This is a genomic window from Azoarcus sp. DN11 (assembly GCF_003628555.1).
Lineage (GTDB): Bacteria > Pseudomonadota > Gammaproteobacteria > Burkholderiales > Rhodocyclaceae > Aromatoleum.
The window spans coordinates 1,073,700-1,091,267 of the sequence record NZ_CP021731.1 but is presented as its reverse complement, the minus strand read 5'-3'; the positions used below and the strand labels follow the sequence as shown (position 1 = coordinate 1,091,267).

Below are 17,568 nucleotides of genomic sequence, written 5' to 3'. Positions count from 1 at the left end.
TGTCATTTCGCTTTCGGCGCCGCGGAGGGCGTAGCCCGAAGCGGCGCTAAAAGCGGGTGCGGCCTCACGCGGCCAGCCGCAGGGCCTCCTTCTTCTGCTGGGCGAGCAGAGTCATGTTCAGATAGCGGTTGTCCTCGAGCCAGCTCTCGTGCGTTTCGACGCACAGCGCGCGGATCAGGCGCAGGCACGAATCGGTATTGGGGAAGATGCGCACGACGTGGGTGCGCCGCTTGATCTCCTCTACATGGACTCCCCCGATTTTCAAGGGGCTTTTTCTAGGCCGTCATTCAATACCGACTCCTCCGATCTCGCGCTCATGGGGTTTCGTCGATCCGGTGAAGGACAAACTGCAGCTCTACATGCGGCCTGTTGGTGAGCGACATGCGCTCTGGCCCTGATGACAATGCGCCGCGCGGGGCCCTCATTCGTTAGCCGGTCTGGCTTTGCCGCCTTGGAGTTAACCAGGGTCGCCCGCGTCGGTTTGAACCGTCATCGCATCAACGAAATGTCCTCGCAGCGTGAGGGAGTGAGACGCTTCTTTCTTCCTTGCAGACTACACAGCGGCCGGGCGCCGATACGCGTCGCCCTTGGCGGGGATCGCCCAGATCATGCGTGCATGTTTGGCGGCCAGCGCAACAGTGGCCTTGCGGTAGCCGCGCCGTTCGATCAGCAAGCGGATCCAAAGGCTCAGCCGGTCATTTTTGGTACCCAGTGCTGCGAGCACCGCGCGGGTGCCGTGGATCAGCAGCGTTCGTAGATAGACGTCGCCCTGTTTGGTGATGCGCCCCAGGCGCACCTTGCCGCCGGTCGAATATTGACGCGGGACCAAACCGAGCCAGGCGGCGAATTCGCGCCCGCTCTTGAAGACCTTCATGTCGGCGACGCTCGCGACGATCGCGGTGGCGGTGATCGATCCAACGCCGGGCATTTCCATTAGGCGCTGCGCCGCTTCGCTGTGGCGGGCCAATGCTTCAATCTCGCGGTCGTAGGCGAGAATTTGCGCATCGAGCGCGCCAATGCGTTCATTGACCTCGCGGAACAGGCGGCGCGCGAGCTCGGGGATGCCGTTGCCGGTGTCTTCAAGCACTGGCGGCAGTTTGTGGCGGAAACTGTAGCGGCCGCGCGGCAACACCATGCCGAATTCGCACAGCATTCCGCGCAGCTGGTTGATGAGCGCCGTGCGCTGGTCGGACACTTCCTTGCGCACGCGATGCAGCGCCAAGATGGCCTGCTGCTCGACCGATTTCACCGCGACGAAGCGCATGTTTGGCCGCGCGACCGCTTCGCAGATCGCCTCGGCGTCGTTGCCGTCGTTCTTCCCGCTCTTACGGTACGGGGCGACAAAGCGCGGGGCCATGATCCGCGCGTCGTGGCCGAGCCGGCGCAGCTCGCGTGCGAAATGATGCGCCCCCGAACACGCTTCCATACCGATCAGGCACGGCGGCATCTGCGCGAACATCGGCAGCAGATCGGCCCGTCCGACACTTCGCCTGAGCAGCACCTTGCCATCCCTCCCGACCCCATGCACACTGAATACATTCTTCGCCAGGTCGATACCGACAGTGGTAACGTTCATTTCGACTCCTCCTCACCGTGATTGAGACTTTCGCAATCCCAATCTGGCACACCGATGCCCCAGGTGCAGGGGGAGTCCATTTCATTCGTTGAGCCGTTCGAGCATGTTGGTGCTCTTCATGTGCTTGTGATGCTGTGTTGCTACGCATTGAAAATTGACCCCCTTTCGCGGGTTGTGCGCGCTGAAAATTGACCCTGGTGATTAACCTGCCTGCTCGATGTTTGAGCAGGGTTCGAGGAGATGATCACCATGAACATGCTGGGCAAGATTCGGCGGTTGCACTTTCGCGACGGTCTGTCGATCAAGGAGATCTGCCGGCGCACGGGGCTGGCACGCAACACCGTGCGGCAATGGCTGAGGGCTGGCGAGGGAGCCGAACCGAAGTACCGGCGAACGGCGCGGGAGACGGTACTGGCGCCCTTCGAGACGCGGCTCGTGCAGTGGCTCGAGGCGGACGCCCGACGGGCGAAGCGGGAGCGGCGCACGGCGCTGGTGCTGTTTCGGCAGTTGAAGGAGTTGGGCTTCACGGGCAGCTACTCGCGGGTGAGCGAGTACGTGCGACGCTGGCGCGAGGCCGGTGGGAAGCCTGCGAAATCGAGCTTCATCCCGCTCAAATTCGAATTCGGCGAGGCCTTCCAGTTTGACTGGAGCGAGGAATCGCTGGTGATCGGCGGCTTCCATCGCAAGGTGCTGCTCGCCCATACGAAGCTCTGTGCGAGCCGCGCCTTCATGCTCGCGGCCTACCCGACGCAGAGCCATGAGATGCTGTTCGATGCGCACACGCGTGCGTTCCGGGTGTTCGGCGGCATTCCCCGGCGTGGCATCTACGACAACATGAAGACCGCCGTCGACAAGGTTGGCGTGGGCAAGCGGCGCATCGTCAATACGCGCTTCGCGGCGATGGCGGCGCACTACCTGTTCGATCCGGACTTCTGCAACGTTGCCAGCGGCTGGGAGAAAGGGGTCGTCGAGAAGAACGTGCAGGACAGCCGGCGGCGCCTGTGGCAGGAGGCGCTACAACGGCGCTTCGGCAGTTTCACCGAACTGAACGCCTGGCTTGAGGTGCGCTGCCAGGCGCTGTGGTCGGAACTGGCGTACCCGGACGCCGAGCACCTCACCATCGCCGACGCCCTCACGCTTGAGCGCGATGCCTTGATGCCGATGGTGCCGAGCTTCGATGGCTACGTGGAGGCGATCGTACCGGTGTCCAGTACCAGTCTCGTGACGAACGAGCGCAATCGCTACTCGGTCCCGTGCGCCTTCGCCAACCAGAAGGTGAGCCTGCGGCTGTACCCCGAGCGGATCGAGATCCATGCCGAGGACGGTCTCGTCGCCACCCATGCGCGTAGCTTCGAGCGTGGCCAGGTCATCTACGACTGGCAGCACTACCTGCCGCTGCTCGAACGCAAGCCGGGCGCGTTGCGCAACGGAGCACCCTTCGAGGGCTTGCCGGCGCCGCTGCAGCAACTGCGGGCGCTGCTCGTCAAACGCCCGGGCGGCGACCGCCTGATGGCCGACATTCTGGCGCACGTCCCCCGGCATGGCCTGGAGAACGTGCTGGTGGCGGTCGAAGTGATCCTCGAATCCGGCTCGCCCAGCGCCGAGCACGTCAAGAATGTGCTCGCCCGCCTGCGCCAGGCACCCCCACCGGCCCCCCTCGAGACGGCACTCGCGGTGACCGAGGCACCGCTTGCCGACGCCGGCCGCTACGACCGTCTGCACGCGGAGAACGATCATGCGTGAGATCGTCGCCGAACTGAAATCGCTGCGGTTGCACGGCATGGCCCAGCGTTACGAGGAATTGCTCGCGGAAGGCGGCGTCGGCATCCAGAGTGCCGGCTGGCTCATGCAGTGTCTGCTCGAGGCTGAAGTCACCGACCGCCATGTGCGTTCGATCCGCTATCAGATGGGGGCGGCGCGTTTCCCCATGCACCGCGATCTGGCCGGCTTCGACTTCGACAAGTCGAAAGTCGATGCAAAATTGATCGATGAACTCGCCACCGCGGCCTTCACCGACGCCGCCGCCAACGTCGTGTTCATCGGCGGAACCGGGACCGGCAAGACGCATCTCGCGACCGCCTTGGGTGTGAAGGCGATCACCGAGCACGGCAAGCGGGTGCGCTTCTTCTCCACCGTCGAGCTCGCCAACAGTCTGGAACTGGAGAAGGCCGCCGGCAAACAGGGGCGGCTCGCGCACGCGCTGATGCACGTCGACCTCGTGATCCTCGACGAGCTGGGCTATCTGCCCTTCAGCCAGGCCGGCGGCGCCTTGCTCTTCCACCTGATCTCCAAGCTCTACGAGCGCACCAGCGTGATCATCACGACGAACCTGACCTTTGCCGAATGGCCCTCCGTGTTCGGCGACGCGAAGATGACGACTGCGCTCCTCGACCGTCTCACGCACCACTGCCACATCGTGGAAACGGGCAACGAATCCTTCCGTTTCCAGCAAAGCAGTCAGACGGCCAAGGCGCGCGTCCGGGCGCGCGAGGCGAGCCGGGCGACGCGGCCCGTCGAGTCCCTGGATGTGACCGCGGAGCCGGACGCGCCATTCTGAGCCGAGGGGGAGGAAGCGGCTGCGGGCTACGCCCTTCGCCGCTTCCTCCCCCTCGGTCGATACGACTACACTTCAATACAGCCAATCAATGATGAACGGCTAAACCCCCGGGGTCAGAATTCGGTGCACACGGGGGGTCAAAATTCAACGCGCGCGGACAGAGCAGCGGGCGCTGATTGGGATCAGCTCAGCAAATTCTTGAGATCCTTGAGCATCAGGAACAGATGGTACGGATCGGTCGGGCTGGGCTCGAATTCCCAGGATTCGTACCACTGCCGTGCCGCATCGTCCTTAGCATGGACCAGCAGGCAACGAATGCCGGCGATGTCGGCGGCCTGTGCGGTGCGCAGCAGAGCATCCTTGAGTAAGGCCTGGCCTAGGCCTTGGCGATGATGCGCCTTGTCTACCGCGAGCCGGGCGAGGATCATGACCGGCACCGGGTGACGCGCGAGCCCCTTAATCACTCTTGACGGCGCCGCCTCCGGATCGACGCTGCCGACGGCGAGGCTGTAGAAGCCGACCACCACCTCGCTCTGGCAGCAGACGTAGGTCTGCGCGCTGTTGGCCTTCTGGTTGACGAGCGCGTAGCGCTGCAGGAACTGGTTCAGCGCAGCCTGGCCGCAGTCAAAAGCATCGACCTGATCCGTCGCAAGCAGCTTGCGAACGGGTGAGTAGCCATCGCTCAACCCAGCACCCCGGGCTCACGCAACAACTTCTTCAGGCGCGGCTTGCTTTGCACCGGCCGATCCAGCGCTTCCTGGAACGCCTGCCACTGCGTCTCGTCGAGCACGAACTGGCGACGATCCGCCAGCGTCTGCGCGGCTGCCGTCACCCCTGCATCAAGCAGAAACTCGCTGACATTCTTGTGGCTGGCACGTGCAGCATCCTGCAACAACTGCTTGATCAGCGTGCTTGCACGAACGTCGATGCGTTCGGTTTTTGAGAGATTGGCAGCGCTCATGACTTGCCCTCCAAGTTATTCATGTCGTTATTGTATACGTCCGGACGTCGTCAGGACAAGTCCTTCTCGTCCAGGTCAACGACTTCCAAGTTTCCGTAGCTTTGCTACGTTGATGAGTCGACCAAAAACCCATCAGTGACTTCGCTTACTGCACGCGCCATCCAGCTGGGCAGGACGGCTCGGGCAGAGCGCATGGCAGCCCATTCTGCCGGGGGTAGTTTGGTCTGGAGCACTTTCAGTGCCGAGGATGCTTGCTCAGGCCCTAACCAGGAAAGGGCACGGATCGCCATGCCAGCCGGACGCGCACCCAGCACCAGCTGCCACCGATTGCCATGCTTGAGTTCGACGGTTCGGTTGCCGAGCTGTAATTTGCGTGAGCGCCCCGAGGTCAGGAATACCTCACGGGTGGGCACCTGGGTGGTCAAACCAAGTGCGTTGGCTTCAGTGGCTCCGTTGGCAACGATCACCTCGCCGCTGGCCGACTCAATGGCCTTGACCACGGCTTCGGTCGAGGGAGGGCGTGTCCCAAAGCGGCTGACCACCGGTGCAACGTAGGCGCCGCGTCCAACGCGCATCAGCTTGCCTTCGCGCGTCAAACGGGTGAGGGTCTGATCCACCGCAGCTCTGGAGGCCAGATGCAGGAACTCTTTGGCCGACAGCAAGCCACCCTCGGGCAGGGCTTGCGCAGCGGACAAGATCGTTTCAGCAAGATGGCTCATGGTCGGACTCCGTTTGTCAGAAGTGTATATTTACTTCTGACAAACCGCAAACGACAGATGATTGCCTGAACGTGCCAGCCAAAGACGAAATCACCGATTGCTTACCAATGCCAAAAAACAACCGATTGATCAATTAACGCGCAACCTGTTGATTTACATGGACCTATGGCGTGACGCCTGCGGACTTCGGGCGGTTTTTTGGCCGAGAGGAAAGGGAGAGAAATGGCCCGGAGAGAGCGCTATGTGGCCACAGATGGGTAGCCAGCCAGACTGGCGAAGTCCGCAAACCTACTCAGCGTTTCGCGCGTGTTCGCGGGTCTGGCGGGAGCAGATAAGAAAAAACCCCAACCGAGAGTGGTTGGGGTTTGAATATTGGTGGCCAGGGACGGAATCGAACCGCCGACACGCGGATTTTCAATCTATCTGCATGTCGCCAAATATCAGCGGTTTACGGGAAAATGCTTCTACAAACCCCGGCTTTCTGTCGGGCTACAACCCTCGCCATTCATGGACGCGGAAGCGGATTGTAGAAGCATGGCGAGCGCCTGTCAGCACGCGGCACGGCGCATCCGCCTATAATCTGGCCAACCAACTCGTTCAGGCGCCAGACCATGAAGACCGTTCCCATCTACGAGGCGAAGACCAAGTTCTCCGAACTGCTCGCGGCCGTCGAGCACGGGGAGCAAGTTACCATCACCCGGCGTGGCCGGCCGGTCGCCCGGATCGTCGCTGCCGAACCTGCTTCGGCAACCTTGCAGACCCAACGTGAGCGAGTCGCGGGCACCTTCGCGAGGCTGCGCGCTCTTCGCCAGGGCGTCACCCTTGGCATGGACGTTCGTGAGGCGATCGAGGACGGCCGCGACTGATGCCGTTCATCCTCGATAACTCGGTCGTCACAGGCTGGTTCCTGGAAGACCAAGCGACGCCCTACACTGAAGCGATCAGCGCGCTACTCGAAGACGACAGGGCAATCGTTCCGGCGCTGTGGCAACTGGAGTTCGCCAATGTCCTGCGGACAGCGTGCCGAAAGCAGCGACTAGTCGCCGCCCACGCGCAACAGATCATCGAGCAGATTTGCAGCCTGCCTATCGAGATCGATACCGGCACGCCGGGGCCGTCTGAATTGTTGGCACTCGCCTTGCGGTACAACTTGAGCAGCTACGACGCCGCCTACTTGGAATTGGCCTTGCGGCTTCAACTTCCGATTGCGACAAAAGATGAACCAATGAGAGCGGCCGCTAGCATTTCAGGGGTTGGCGTAGTGGGCGGATAACCGCTGCAAGACCAAGGAAGCATGCGGGTTTTCGAAAGTTGAACAACCGCTGTATATCAGTGACATTTGCATGAACAACGACGAAAAGCAGGAACTCGCCAACCTTCTACAGGAGCCCGAGCGCGGCATCGCCGAGCGCCTCCGGCAACGACGGAAGGAGTTGGACCTCAGTGTTGAAGAACTCTCGGTGCTAACAAGCAAGTTTGAATACGCTTCAGCAGAAGGCATCTCCGTTCCAACACTCTACCGGTACGAAAAGGGGGACCGGCTGCCGGGCGCTCGGGAACTCAGACTGCTCTCCGATTCCCTTAACGTTTCGCCGAATTGGCTGATCTTGGGACATGAATGGGACTCCGACCTCCAAGAGGATGCAGACATTGGACGGAAGCTCCTGGCATTGCTCGGAACCGCAACGGCACGCGAACGCCTTCCCAACCGAAGTGCGAACAGGGACTTCGCCCACGGCATCAAGATGGGCCAGGTAAAAGAAAAAAAAGAGCCCTCGTAGAGAAAAATCATCCGATCGGATAATTTTTTATCAGAAATGATTGACAGCGAGTAGCGATGCGGCTCAGTATTCTCCTTACGGAACATTTCGTATCCGATTGGAGAAAATATGCAGCAAACTACTATCACCCCTTCCCGGTCCCGCGACGCACGCCGGGAGTTGGGCCTTTCGCAAGCTGACGTAGCAACCTCACTCAGCATCAACCGCGCCTATCTCTCGGATTTCGAGAATGGGCATCTGACCCGCCTCACCAAGGCTCAACTCCGCAAGCTGCGCGACCTCTACGAGGCCAAGGCCGAAGAAGCCCGGGCCAATGGTGACGAAGTGGAACTCAGCTTCGCCGAAGCCGAGATCACCACGACAGAAGTTCCCGAAATCCGCAGCTACACCGATGACGGTTTGATGTTCCGCGCGGTCGAGTCGGTATCAAAAGAAGCTCTGGCTGCAACCAAGGAAGCCATCAAGAGCAACGACATTCGCCTCGTGGCGCTGCTCAACAACGAGTTGCAGCGCAATGAAAGTTTCTTTGGTGACGGCGAATTGTCGGCGGATACACAGCACGCGATCGGCGAAGCCTATAGCCTACTGGCCGCAAACTACCTGCTTCTCCGCTCCGTAACTGGGTGGCCCGAAGTGGGCTTGAACGCCGATAGCATCGGACTCGCGGACAACACCATTGCTGGCGCCATGATTGAGCAAGCCCGCGAGTCCTTCGTCAGGGCTGGCTTGATCGAGGAGCAGTCCGAAGAGGGGGGCGAAGCATGAGCGGCCCGATTCCTCTGTCCGCATTCCCCATGTGCGGAGTTGCTTCGAAGTCCGGCGGCTTCGTCCTCGCTGTGCTGATTGGCCTTGCGGTCTATCTCAGCCAGCACACCAAACCGACTCAAACGCCCGTCCCGCGCTGAGGCACGCCATGTGCGCAACCCTCTACACCCTGCGCGGGGTGGTATCGGGCGACTTCGTTTGCATGTCGCCCGATGGCATGCCCTTCTTGATGTTCGGCGACGTGATGAAGCCGGACACGTTCTGCGAGCATGCAGCCGCCGACGTCGCCGCGCTGGCTGAACGCTTCTACGGCGAACGCTTCGAACGCGTTCCCGTCGAGGCCTAAGCGCGGCCCGCGATGAACCTCCACGACATTCCGGCCGAAGCCTTGCCTACGAGGGCGCAGCTTAATGCCCTTGAGGCACAGGCCTGCCGCGAACGGCAGCAAGACGCCTGGGAAAAGGAACAACTAGACGGCCTTCCACGGGGCATCAGAAAGGAAGTCCTTCGCGAGTTGCGAGCGCGCCAGGCGGAAGACATGGCAGACGGAAACCGGTGGCTGCTCGGCTTCCTTGGCCGGTATCGCGCGCATGACATTCCATTCAACGCATCAGAAGACGACATCGGCGCGGCTGCCGAACGAAAGGCAAAGCGCTGCGCCACGTTGCTTGCGGAACTCTCCGCAATCCGCGCGCCGGAGCTGCTGACAACGGCGGGCCGCGAGTGGTGCGAGCGCAATGGGCTATCACCGGCCGAACTGCGGCAAGCGCTTGCGGAAGGATCGCAGGACGCAATGCGCATGCAGGTCGAGAAGGTCTGTCGGCACCTCGGCGCCCAACCGCCGAAAGCGGATCACCTGGCAGGCCTGATCGCTCGCCTGACCGATCATCAATGGTGGATTCGGCAACTTCGCACGACGGCAAGCCGCAATCTCGAAGAGCTGGCGCGCGAGCTGGGCCTAGTTTCGGCACGGCGCGGGCTGTATGTCAGCGATCCAGGCTTCGAGCGCTTTACACGACGGCAGCGCGCGAATGCTGCGTTCCTCGCCGGATTCGAGGCGATCAATGACGATGGAGAGGTCTTCACCTTGGAAGATCTGTCGGCGCTTGGCGTCGCTTCTCCGGATAAGCGCCGCGCGGAATTGATGACGCGCGTTCGCGGCATGGAAGAGCAAGCCCGTAAGCGCTGCGACGTGGCCCTGTTCGCTACCCTCACTTGCCCCAGCCGCATGCATGCAATTCACCACGCCAGCGGCAACCGAAACCCCGCCTTCGACGGAACGACACCAAGCGAAGCTCAAGCCTATCTGTGCAAGATCGGTGCTCGCATCCGCTCGAAGCTCGATCGCGACGGCATCGAGTATTACGGCCTACGCGTGGCCGAACCGCACCACGACGGCACGCCGCATTGGCATCTGCTGGCCTTCTGCCCGGAGTCGGCAGCCGAAAAGCTTCAGGCGGTCTTTACTCACTACGCGATGCAGGATTCCCCGGACGAGCGCGGCGCACGAAGCGCGCGGTGCAAATTCGAACGGATCGACTGGGAGCGCGGCACGGCAGTCGGCTACGTCGCAAAGTATGTCGCCAAGAATGTTGATGGCTTCGGACTGAACGACGCCGAGCACGGCCAGGACGCCCCCACCGCGGCGAAACGCGTCCGGGCCTGGGCAGCTACGCATGGAATCCGGCAGTTCCAGCAATGGCGGGCCGCGCCGGTCGGGCTGTGGCGCGAAGCGCGCCGCGTACCTCCCGAGGCCCTGCACGAAGCGCCCGAGGCGATCCGTGAGGCGTGCAAGGCTGTGCATCGCCGCACCGAAGCGGGTGACCGTGCCGACTTCGGCGCCTTCTGCGAAGCAATCGGCGGGGTCACCACGCCGCGCAAATTCCACCGCATCAAGCTCGCCAAGGAAGACGCCGGCCGACTGGGCCGCTACATGGAGCCCCAGCCCCCGAAGCCTTGCGGCCTCTATCTCGCTGCCGACCCGCGGCGCCTGGTCCGCTCGCTGCGCCGGGAGTGGGAAATCAAGCGGCGAGCCCGGACCCCTTGGACTCGTTTGAATAACTGTACGCAGCCGCCCGCCCCTGACGGCCGCCGAGAAGCCCCTTTCCCATCAAACCACGGCCACCACTGGCCGGACTTGTCAGGGCGAAGCCATTCCGACTGGCAGCTCCCATCAGATTTGACTGCTCGTCCACCTTTTACGGGACCTCATTTCGATGAAACGCACGTCTAAACCCGCATCCACGACCAAGCGGAGCACAAAGCCTGTCCAGTCGGTAGGAGATCGCTCCCGCTGGTCCTATTTCATGAACGGCATGAATCCCGACATCGATGATGCTGCCGGCGTCGATCGCATTACACAGGTGTTCGGCCGCAAGCATCCGGCTTGGCTCATCGCGTCGAATCCTGCACGCGAGGCAACTGGCGCCGGCTTCCGTTTCCTTCGGGAGCACGTCGTCGGATTGACACGCGCGCAGGCCGCAACTTACCTGCGCGTAAGCGCGCGCACCGTTGCCGCCTGGGAGACCGATGCGGTAGCCGTTCCCTTCGCTGCCGTCGAGACCCTTCGCCTTCTCTCGGAAAGCGCGGCCTTTCGGCTCTCGCATGAAACCTGGGACGGATGGTTCATCAACCGCCAAACCGGCGCCTTGATCTCCCCCGACGTGGGCAGGCTCGCCCTGCTTCCGGCTGAGCTCAACGCCCTGCCCCGGCTCTACGCGGAGCGCGACAACCACAAATGGGAAGCCGACCGCCTGCGGAAGGAACTGGAAGAAGCACAAGCGGAGAATGCGCGCCTCCGAACGCTCTACCTCACCGACGGGATTACAGACGAGCTGCGCGGAATGCAAGACCGCCTGAACGATCTGCTCGGGCGTATTGCAACCGCCCGAATCATGGACTTTCCCCACGCCAACTCAGTCCCCCAGCCGCAACGCAAGGTAGCAACCGCATGAAACCGATTCGCGATGTCACGGCAATTCAGTATCCGGCCGAGCATCTTACTCTCGCGATCAACTACGCCCGTCTGCTCGGGAGACTGCGAAAGACCGTTTCGGGTTTTCGCCCCTCGCGGAACAAGGCGCGCCGGCTGAAAGCTCGCCAGCGCATGCAGTGCGCGCATTGATCGGAGATCACTCGAATGGAACCGATGTTCCTTTCCAAGGACGAGGTAATCGAGCTGACCGGCTACAAGGTGCCAGCCCTGCAATGCCGTTGGCTGAAGGATCGCGGCTGGGTGTTCGAGCAGAACCGAAACAACCGCCCGGTCATTGGCCGCAGCTATGCGAAAAGCCGCCTCGGGGGCGGCGACGCGGCGGCGCCCGTCCAGGGCGGCGGGCGTCCGAACTTTGCCGCGCTGCGAGGGCGCTGAACATGGGCCGTCGTCGTACTCGAGACCTGAACCTGCCGCCTCGGATGCACCGGAAGGGGGAAACGTTCTACTACGTCACCTCCACGGTGCCGCGGCAGTGGATCAAGCTGGGGAAGGATTTGAACCAGGCGCGGCTGCGCTGGGCCGAGTTGGAAGGCGAAGCGGCGAATCCCGATGACAAGACCTTCGCAATCATCGCCCGGCGATATGAACGCGAGGTCATTCCCACGAAGGCAATCCGGACCCAGCGGGACAACCAGGCCGAACTCGCAAAGCTGGTCGCCGTGTTCGGATCGGTGTCGATCGACAGCATTCGACCGCAGGACGTGCGCACTTACCTCGATCTTCGCGGCCAGCAGGCGAAGACGCGCGCCAACCGGGAAAAGGCCCTGCTGTCGCACGTCTTCAACAAGGCGCGGGAATGGGGCTACACGGATGCCCCGAACCCCTGCGCCGGCGTGAAAGGTCACAAGGAAACCGGCCGCGACCGATATGTCGAGGACGATGAGTTCGCCGCGGTTCGGGCGAAAGGTCACTACACGCTGCAAGACGCGATGGACCTGGCACTGCTCACCGGGCAGCGCCCCGCGGATGTGCTCAAGCTGACCCGCGCCGACATCCGGGATGGCAGTCTGCACGTGAAGCAGAACAAGACCGGGAAGAAGCTTGCGATCGAGATCGTTGGCGAGTTGGCGGCGGTCATCGAACGCATTACGAGTCGCCCGGCAAAGGTGAAAGGCGCTTGGCTCGTTCAAGACGAAAACGGCCAGCCCCTGACCTACTGGATGCTGCGGAACCGATTCGACGAAGCCAGGAAAGCAGCCGGCGCGACCTTCCAATTCCGGGACATTCGGGCTAAGGCTGCGACCGACACGGGCGACCTCGGTCACGCTCAGAAGCTTCTCGGCCACACCAAACGGGACATGACAGAGCACTACACGCGTGCACGAAAGGGCGAGCGCGTGAAGCCGCTGCGGTGAGAATTGTAGAAACGCGGGGTTTATTTGTAGAAAAGCCGGTTCGAGCACTAAGGCTGGAACCGGCTTGAATTCTGGTGGCCAGGGACGGAATCGAACCGCCGACACGCGGATTTTCAATCCGCTGCTCTACCAACTGAGCTACCTGGCCGGTGAAGACGCGCATTATAGCGGGTATCGGCGACGAGTCAAACATATTTTCGTCACGACGCTGAAATATCGCGCCTACGCAAAAAACATGGGGCAGCCGTCGGCCGCCCCATGTTCGTTTTCCTGCAACCGCCGGCCCGAAGGCCGGCGGAGGTGGTGCATCTTAGTGGCCGGAAGCGGCTTCCGCGCCGATACCGGTTTCCGAACGCACCTTCTGCGCGAGGTAACCTGCACGGTCTTCCGCGGCACGGGCGCTGTTGTCGAGGATCGAGAACAGCCAGATGCCGATGAAGCCCGCTGCCATCGAGAAGAGCGCCGGCGAGGTGTAGGGGAACAGCGCCGATCCCTTCGGGTTGCCGAGCGTAGCTTCCCACACCGACGGCGACACGATCGTCAGCACCACCGCGGTGATCAGGCCGAGGAAGCCGCCGATCATCGCGCCGCGCGTCGTGCAGTCCTTCCACAGCACCGACATGAACAGCACCGGGAAGTTGGCCGAAGCGGCGATCGCGAAGGCCAGGGAGACCATGAACGCGATGTTCTGCTTCTCGAACGCGATGCCGAGGATGACCGCGATGATGCCCAGGGCGATCGTGGTCATGCGCGAGACGCGCAGTTCCGAGGCCGAGTCGGCATTGCCCTTCTTGAACACGGTCGCATACAGGTCGTGCGACACCGCCGACGCGCCCGACAGCGTCAGGCCAGCCACCACCGCGAGGATGGTCGCGAACGCGACTGCGGAGATGAAGCCGAGGAACACGTTGCCGCCGACCGCGTTGGCGAGGTGGATGGCCGCCATGTTGCCGCCGCCCAGCAGGGCGCCCTTGGCGTCGAGGAACTGCGGGTTGGTCGACACCAGCACGATCGCGCCGAAGCCGATGATGAAGGTCAGGATGTAGAAGTAGCCGATCCAGGTGGTCGCCCAGAACACCGACTTGCGCGCTTCCTTGGCATCCGGCACGGTGAAGAAGCGCATCAGGATGTGCGGCAGGCCGGCAGTACCGAACATCAGCGCCATGCCGAAGGAGATCGCCGAGATCGGGTCCTTGATGAAGGACCCCGGCCCCATGATCGCCTGGCCGATGATGCCGGCCTCTTCCGCGGTCTTGCCGCCAGCCAGCGCCACGCCTTCCTTGACCTTGACCGACGCTGCGAACAGCTGCTCGGGCGAGAAGCCGTACTTCCACATCACCATGAAGGCCATGAAGGACGCGCCGGCGAGCAGCAGGCAGGCCTTGATGATCTGCACCCAGGTGGTCGCGGTCATGCCGCCGAACAGCACGTACACCATCATCAGCGCGCCGACGATGACGACCGCGATCCAGTACTCGAGGCCGAACAGCAGCTTGATCAGCTGGCCGGCACCGACCATCTGCGCGATCAGGTAGAACGCGACGACGACCAGCGTACCGGACGCCGCGAAGGTGCGGATCGGGGTCTGCTTGAAGCGGTAGGCAGCGACGTCGGCGAAGGTGAACTTGCCGAGGTTGCGCAGCTTTTCAGCCATCAGGAAGGTGATCACCGGCCAGCCGACGAGGAAGCCGATCGAGTAGATCAGGCCGTCGTAGCCGTTGGCCATCACCGCCGCGGAGATCCCCAGGAAGGACGCGGCCGACATGTAGTCGCCCGCAATCGCGAGGCCGTTCTGGAAGCCGGTGATACCGCCGCCGGCAGTGTAGAAGTCCGCCGCCGACTTGGTCTTGGCCGCGGCCCACTTGGTGATGTACAGCGTGAACAGGACAAAGGCCGCGAACATCGTGATCGCGGTCCAGTTGGTCGGCTGCTTCTCGGCCTGGCCGAGATCGGCACCCGCCGCGAGGGCGGAGCCCGATGCGAGCGCGAGCAGCAGCCCGCCGCCGATTTTCAGGTAGCGGCTGCTCATTTGCTGCTCTCCTTGACGATTTCCTGGGTCAGCGCGTCGAACTCGGAGTTCGCGCGACGCACGTACAAGCCGGTGATGATGACCGTGAACACGATCACGCCGAAACCGACGGGAATGCCGACGGTCATGACGCCGGCACCGAGCTTCTGGGCGAACAGCCCCTTGTCGAACGCGATGATCGCGATGTAGCCGTAATAGACGACCATCATGATCGCCGTCAGCACCCAGCCGTACGACGAGCGGGTGCTCACCAGTCGCTGGTACTTCGGGTTGGCGACGATTTTTGTCACCATATCGTTTTGCATGTCTCCCTCCTTTCTAGCGGTGGTCAGACCGGGATTCCTCTCCCGGTTACCGTAACCATAATGGCGGAGACTTACGACGCGCTTACGGCCGCCTGCATACCGGCGAGCGACTTCAGGCGAGGGGGAAGTCCCCGCGCACCGGCACCGGCGGCGGAACGGCGCCGCGTGGGAAGACGACCTGGACGATGGTGCCGCGACCGCCGGGGTTGGGATTCAGCGTCACCGTCGCGCGGTGCAGCTCGGCGATCTCGCGCACGATGGGCAAGCCCAGGCCGGAACCATCCTCGCCGCTGCCCAGCACGCGGTAGAAGCGCTCGAACACGCGTTCGCGGTCGGCTTCGGGAATGCCGGCGCCAGTGTCCTCGACTTCCAGGATCGGCGCCCCGGCATAGCGAGTGCGCGCCGTGACGCTGCCCCCGGGCGGCGTGTATTTGATCGCGTTGTCGATGAGGTTCTTGACCATTTCACGCAGCAGCACCGCGTTGCCCTCGATCGGCAGCGGGTCGGAACCGCCCTCGACGCCGAGATCGATGTTCTTCGCCTGCGCGCGCGGGAACAGGTCGAGCGCGACGTCACGCACGTGCGCGCGCAGGTCCATCGTTTCGACCGTGTAGAGCTTCTCGAAGCTTGCCTCGGCCCGGGCAAGCGAGAGCAACTGGTTGATCAGGTGGCTCGCGCGCTCCGTGCTCAGCGCGATGCGCGACAGCGATTCGCGCAGCGCGACGGGATCGGCTTCCTGCAGTGCGAGCTCGGTCTGCATGCGCAGTCCCGTGAGCGGCGTGCGCATCTGGTGCGCGGCGTCGGCGATGAAGCGCTGCTGCGCGTGCAGGTTTTCCTCGAGGCGCGCCATCATGTCGTTGAACGCGACGATCAGCGGGCGCACTTCCTCGGGCACGCTCGCGGCGGCGATCGGCGACAGGTCGGTCGGGCGGCGCCGGCGGATCAGGCTCTGCAGGCGCTTGAGCGGCGCGATGCCACGCGACAGTCCCACCCATACCAGCACCACCGCGAGCGGAATGATCGCGAACTGCGGCAGCAGCACGCCGGTGACGACACGCGACGCGAGGTCGCTGCGCTTGTTGCGCGTTTCCGCGACCTGCACGAGCACGAGCGGACTGGCCGGTTCCGGCCAGGGGCGCAGGAACTGGTAGGCAATGCGCACCTCCTCGCCGTGGATGACGTCGTCGCGGTAGAGCACCTCTTCGGGGACGAGGGTTGGGGGCGCCGGCGTCCAGCCGATTTCGCGGTCGCCGGTGACGAGCTCGCCGCTCTCGTGCGCCACCTGGTAGTAGACGACGTCGTCCTGGTCGGCGCGGAACAGCGCCCGCGGCGGCGCGGGAAAGTGCACCGCGACCCTGCTCTCCTCCACCGACACCAGGCGCGCCAGCGCCCGCACGCTGTCGGCGAGCGCGCGGTCGTAGGGCTGGTTGGCGATGTTGTCCGCGACGTTGTGCGTGGCGATGATGGAGATCGGCCACAGGAACAGCAGCGGCGCGAGCATCCAGTCGAGGATCTCGCCGAACAGCGAATTCGGCTGCGTCGACGCCCGCCCGCCCCCGGCGGACTTGTCAGGCTTTCGCCGCCTGGCCAGCATCCACCGTTTCCAGGCAGTACCCCAGGCCGCGCACCGTCACGATGCGCACGCCGCTGTCTTCGAGCTTCTTGCGCAGGCGGTGGACATAGACCTCGATGGCGTTGCTGGAGACTTCCTCGCCCCAGCCGCACAGGTGATCGACGAGCTGGTCCTTGCTGACGAGACGCCCGACGCGCAGGATGAACACTTCCAGCAGGCCGATCTCGCGCGCGGAGAACTCGACCACCTGGCCGTTGATCTTGACGACGCGATCGGCCTGGTCGTACAAGAGGCTGCCGACCTCGATGCAGCGCGGCTGTCCCGTGCCGCGGCGCGTGAGCGCACGCACGCGCGCTTCGAGCTCCGGCAGCGCGAAGGGCTTGGAAAGGTAGTCGTCGGCACCCGCATCCAGGCCGCGCACGCGATCCTCGACGCCGTCCTGGGCCGTCAGGATCAGGACCGGAAGCGTCGACTTGCGCGCCCTCAGGCGCTTGAGGACTTCGATGCCAGGGAGCCGCGGCAGGCCCAGGTCGAGGATCACGAGATCGTAGGGTTGCGATGCCAACGCGGTATCGGCCTCGATGCCCGAAGCCACGTGATCGACCGCAAAACCGCCACGCCTGAGCGCACGGCACAGACCGTCGGCAATGACGGTATCATCTTCCGCAAGCAGGATCCGCATGGAATCAGGATGTAAGTTGTATGTAAGCGGGCACGCCTAGATTTACACCCGCTGTTCTCCTTTACCCGGTCAGAGGAATGGCCGCGCCGCCCGCGCGCCCGCTCCCGGGAGCTTCCGACGAAACCGTGCGGAAACTCCCGACCGCCTTTTTTCCTTCCCTTCGATTATCCCACGCTTCGAGCGCGGCCGCGCGTCGCGCCGCTTGCGCGCGTCGCCCGCCGGAAAGCACAACGGCCCCGCCGAGGCGGAGCCGTTTTGCACCGGGCCCGA

20 protein-coding genes, 1 tRNA gene and 1 pseudogene are annotated in these 17,568 nt (G+C 63.2%); 12 read left to right on the top strand and 10 right to left on the bottom strand.

Translation table 11 applies throughout. The features are described 5' to 3' along the window. Positions 1–64: 64 nt before the first annotated feature. Together CDA09_RS04915 and CDA09_RS04910 are read right to left on the bottom strand one after the other, a co-directional pair. Positions 65–241, bottom strand: a pseudogene (locus tag CDA09_RS04915) (transposase); the annotation flags it as partial. Positions 242–553: 312 nt separating this feature from the next. Beyond that, on the bottom strand, positions 554–1,576 hold the full coding sequence (locus tag CDA09_RS04910; protein WP_121427595.1) for an IS110 family RNA-guided transposase: 1,023 nt from the start codon (positions 1,574–1,576) through the stop codon (positions 554–556). Positions 1,577–1,825: 249 nt separating this feature from the next. Between CDA09_RS04910 and istA the strand changes: the two genes are divergently transcribed. Both istA and istB read left to right on the top strand, forming a co-directional pair. After that, complete coding sequence (gene istA, locus CDA09_RS04905) at positions 1,826–3,319, top strand: IS21 family transposase (protein ID WP_121427594.1); 1,494 nt, start codon at positions 1,826–1,828, stop codon at positions 3,317–3,319. After that, positions 3,312–4,133 carry an IS21-like element helper ATPase IstB gene (istB, locus tag CDA09_RS04900; protein WP_121427593.1) on the top strand — a complete coding sequence of 274 codons (822 nt, stop codon included), beginning with the start codon at positions 3,312–3,314 and terminating at the stop codon, positions 4,131–4,133. The genes istA and istB overlap by 8 nt, the downstream gene beginning before the upstream one ends. A gap of 182 nt (positions 4,134–4,315) precedes the next feature. Here istB and CDA09_RS04895 read toward each other — a convergent pair whose 3' ends face one another. The 3 genes from CDA09_RS04895 to CDA09_RS04885 all read right to left on the bottom strand — a co-directional run bounded on the left by CDA09_RS04895 (position 4,316) and on the right by CDA09_RS04885 (position 5,813). Continuing rightward, entirely contained in the window at positions 4,316–4,819 is a 504-nt protein-coding gene (locus CDA09_RS04895; RefSeq protein ID WP_121427592.1) for a GNAT family N-acetyltransferase, read from the bottom strand. Further along, positions 4,816–5,094, bottom strand: coding sequence for a type II toxin-antitoxin system TacA family antitoxin (locus CDA09_RS04890; RefSeq protein WP_121427591.1), 279 nt, complete (start codon positions 5,092–5,094; stop codon positions 4,816–4,818). Before CDA09_RS04890 ends, CDA09_RS04895 begins: the two co-directional genes overlap by 4 nt. Positions 5,095–5,198: 104 nt before the next feature. After that, the gene (locus CDA09_RS04885) at positions 5,199–5,813 is read right to left on the bottom strand and encodes a DUF6088 family protein (protein ID WP_121427590.1); all 615 of its coding nucleotides are present in this window, start codon (positions 5,811–5,813) and stop codon (positions 5,199–5,201) included. A gap of 611 nt (positions 5,814–6,424) precedes the next feature. On the opposite strand from CDA09_RS04885, the gene CDA09_RS04880 reads away from it, so the two are divergent. From CDA09_RS04880 to CDA09_RS04840, 10 genes are all read left to right on the top strand, one after another. Then, positions 6,425–6,679 (top strand): type II toxin-antitoxin system Phd/YefM family antitoxin, encoded by a 255-nt coding sequence (locus CDA09_RS04880; protein WP_121427589.1) that lies wholly within the window; start codon positions 6,425–6,427, stop codon positions 6,677–6,679. Further along, positions 6,679–7,086 (top strand): type II toxin-antitoxin system VapC family toxin, encoded by a 408-nt coding sequence (locus CDA09_RS04875; protein ID WP_121427588.1) that lies wholly within the window; start codon positions 6,679–6,681, stop codon positions 7,084–7,086. The genes CDA09_RS04880 and CDA09_RS04875 overlap by 1 nt, the downstream gene beginning before the upstream one ends. Positions 7,087–7,156: 70 nt before the next feature. Continuing rightward, a complete protein-coding gene (locus tag CDA09_RS04870) occupies positions 7,157–7,594 on the top strand; it encodes a helix-turn-helix domain-containing protein (RefSeq protein ID WP_121427587.1) in 438 nt (145 codons plus the stop codon). A 108-nt stretch (positions 7,595–7,702) separates the two neighbouring features. After that, positions 7,703–8,359 (top strand): helix-turn-helix domain-containing protein, encoded by a 657-nt coding sequence (locus CDA09_RS04865; RefSeq protein WP_121427586.1) that lies wholly within the window; start codon positions 7,703–7,705, stop codon positions 8,357–8,359. A gap of 148 nt (positions 8,360–8,507) precedes the next feature. Continuing rightward, on the top strand, positions 8,508–8,705 hold the full coding sequence (locus tag CDA09_RS04860) for a hypothetical protein (protein ID WP_121427585.1): 198 nt from the start codon (positions 8,508–8,510) through the stop codon (positions 8,703–8,705). 12 nt (positions 8,706–8,717) lie between these two features. Beyond that, positions 8,718–10,592, top strand: a complete 1,875-nt coding sequence (locus CDA09_RS04855; RefSeq protein ID WP_121427584.1) for a replication endonuclease — start codon at positions 8,718–8,720, stop codon at positions 10,590–10,592. A gap of 73 nt (positions 10,593–10,665) precedes the next feature. Further along, positions 10,666–11,313: a hypothetical protein gene (locus CDA09_RS04850; protein WP_121427583.1), complete on the top strand. Its 648-nt coding sequence runs from the start codon at positions 10,666–10,668 to the stop codon at positions 11,311–11,313. After that, positions 11,310–11,483: a hypothetical protein gene (locus CDA09_RS23260; protein WP_164844368.1), complete on the top strand. Its 174-nt coding sequence runs from the start codon at positions 11,310–11,312 to the stop codon at positions 11,481–11,483. Before CDA09_RS04850 ends, CDA09_RS23260 begins: the two co-directional genes overlap by 4 nt. Positions 11,484–11,498: 15 nt before the next feature. Next, positions 11,499–11,729 (top strand): DUF4224 domain-containing protein, encoded by a 231-nt coding sequence (locus CDA09_RS04845; RefSeq protein ID WP_121427582.1) that lies wholly within the window; start codon positions 11,499–11,501, stop codon positions 11,727–11,729. A gap of 2 nt (positions 11,730–11,731) precedes the next feature. Next, on the top strand, positions 11,732–12,709 hold the full coding sequence (locus tag CDA09_RS04840; protein WP_121427581.1) for a tyrosine-type recombinase/integrase: 978 nt from the start codon (positions 11,732–11,734) through the stop codon (positions 12,707–12,709). A 72-nt stretch (positions 12,710–12,781) separates the two neighbouring features. On the opposite strand, the gene CDA09_RS04835 is transcribed toward CDA09_RS04840, so the two are convergent. The 5 genes from CDA09_RS04835 to CDA09_RS04815 all read right to left on the bottom strand — a co-directional run bounded on the left by CDA09_RS04835 (position 12,782) and on the right by CDA09_RS04815 (position 17,298). Continuing rightward, positions 12,782–12,857 (bottom strand) — tRNA-Phe (locus tag CDA09_RS04835). A gap of 162 nt (positions 12,858–13,019) precedes the next feature. Further along, positions 13,020–14,738, bottom strand: coding sequence for a cation acetate symporter (locus CDA09_RS04830; protein ID WP_121427580.1), 1,719 nt, complete (start codon positions 14,736–14,738; stop codon positions 13,020–13,022). Next, positions 14,735–15,043, bottom strand: coding sequence for a DUF485 domain-containing protein (locus tag CDA09_RS04825; RefSeq protein ID WP_121427579.1), 309 nt, complete (start codon positions 15,041–15,043; stop codon positions 14,735–14,737). The genes CDA09_RS04830 and CDA09_RS04825 overlap by 4 nt, the downstream gene beginning before the upstream one ends. Positions 15,044–15,155: 112 nt before the next feature. Beyond that, positions 15,156–16,637 (bottom strand): sensor histidine kinase, encoded by a 1,482-nt coding sequence (locus CDA09_RS04820; protein WP_121427578.1) that lies wholly within the window; start codon positions 16,635–16,637, stop codon positions 15,156–15,158. Further along, positions 16,612–17,298, bottom strand: a complete 687-nt coding sequence (locus tag CDA09_RS04815) for a response regulator transcription factor (RefSeq protein WP_121427577.1) — start codon at positions 17,296–17,298, stop codon at positions 16,612–16,614. The genes CDA09_RS04820 and CDA09_RS04815 overlap by 26 nt, the downstream gene beginning before the upstream one ends. Positions 17,299–17,568: the final 270 nt, after the last annotated feature.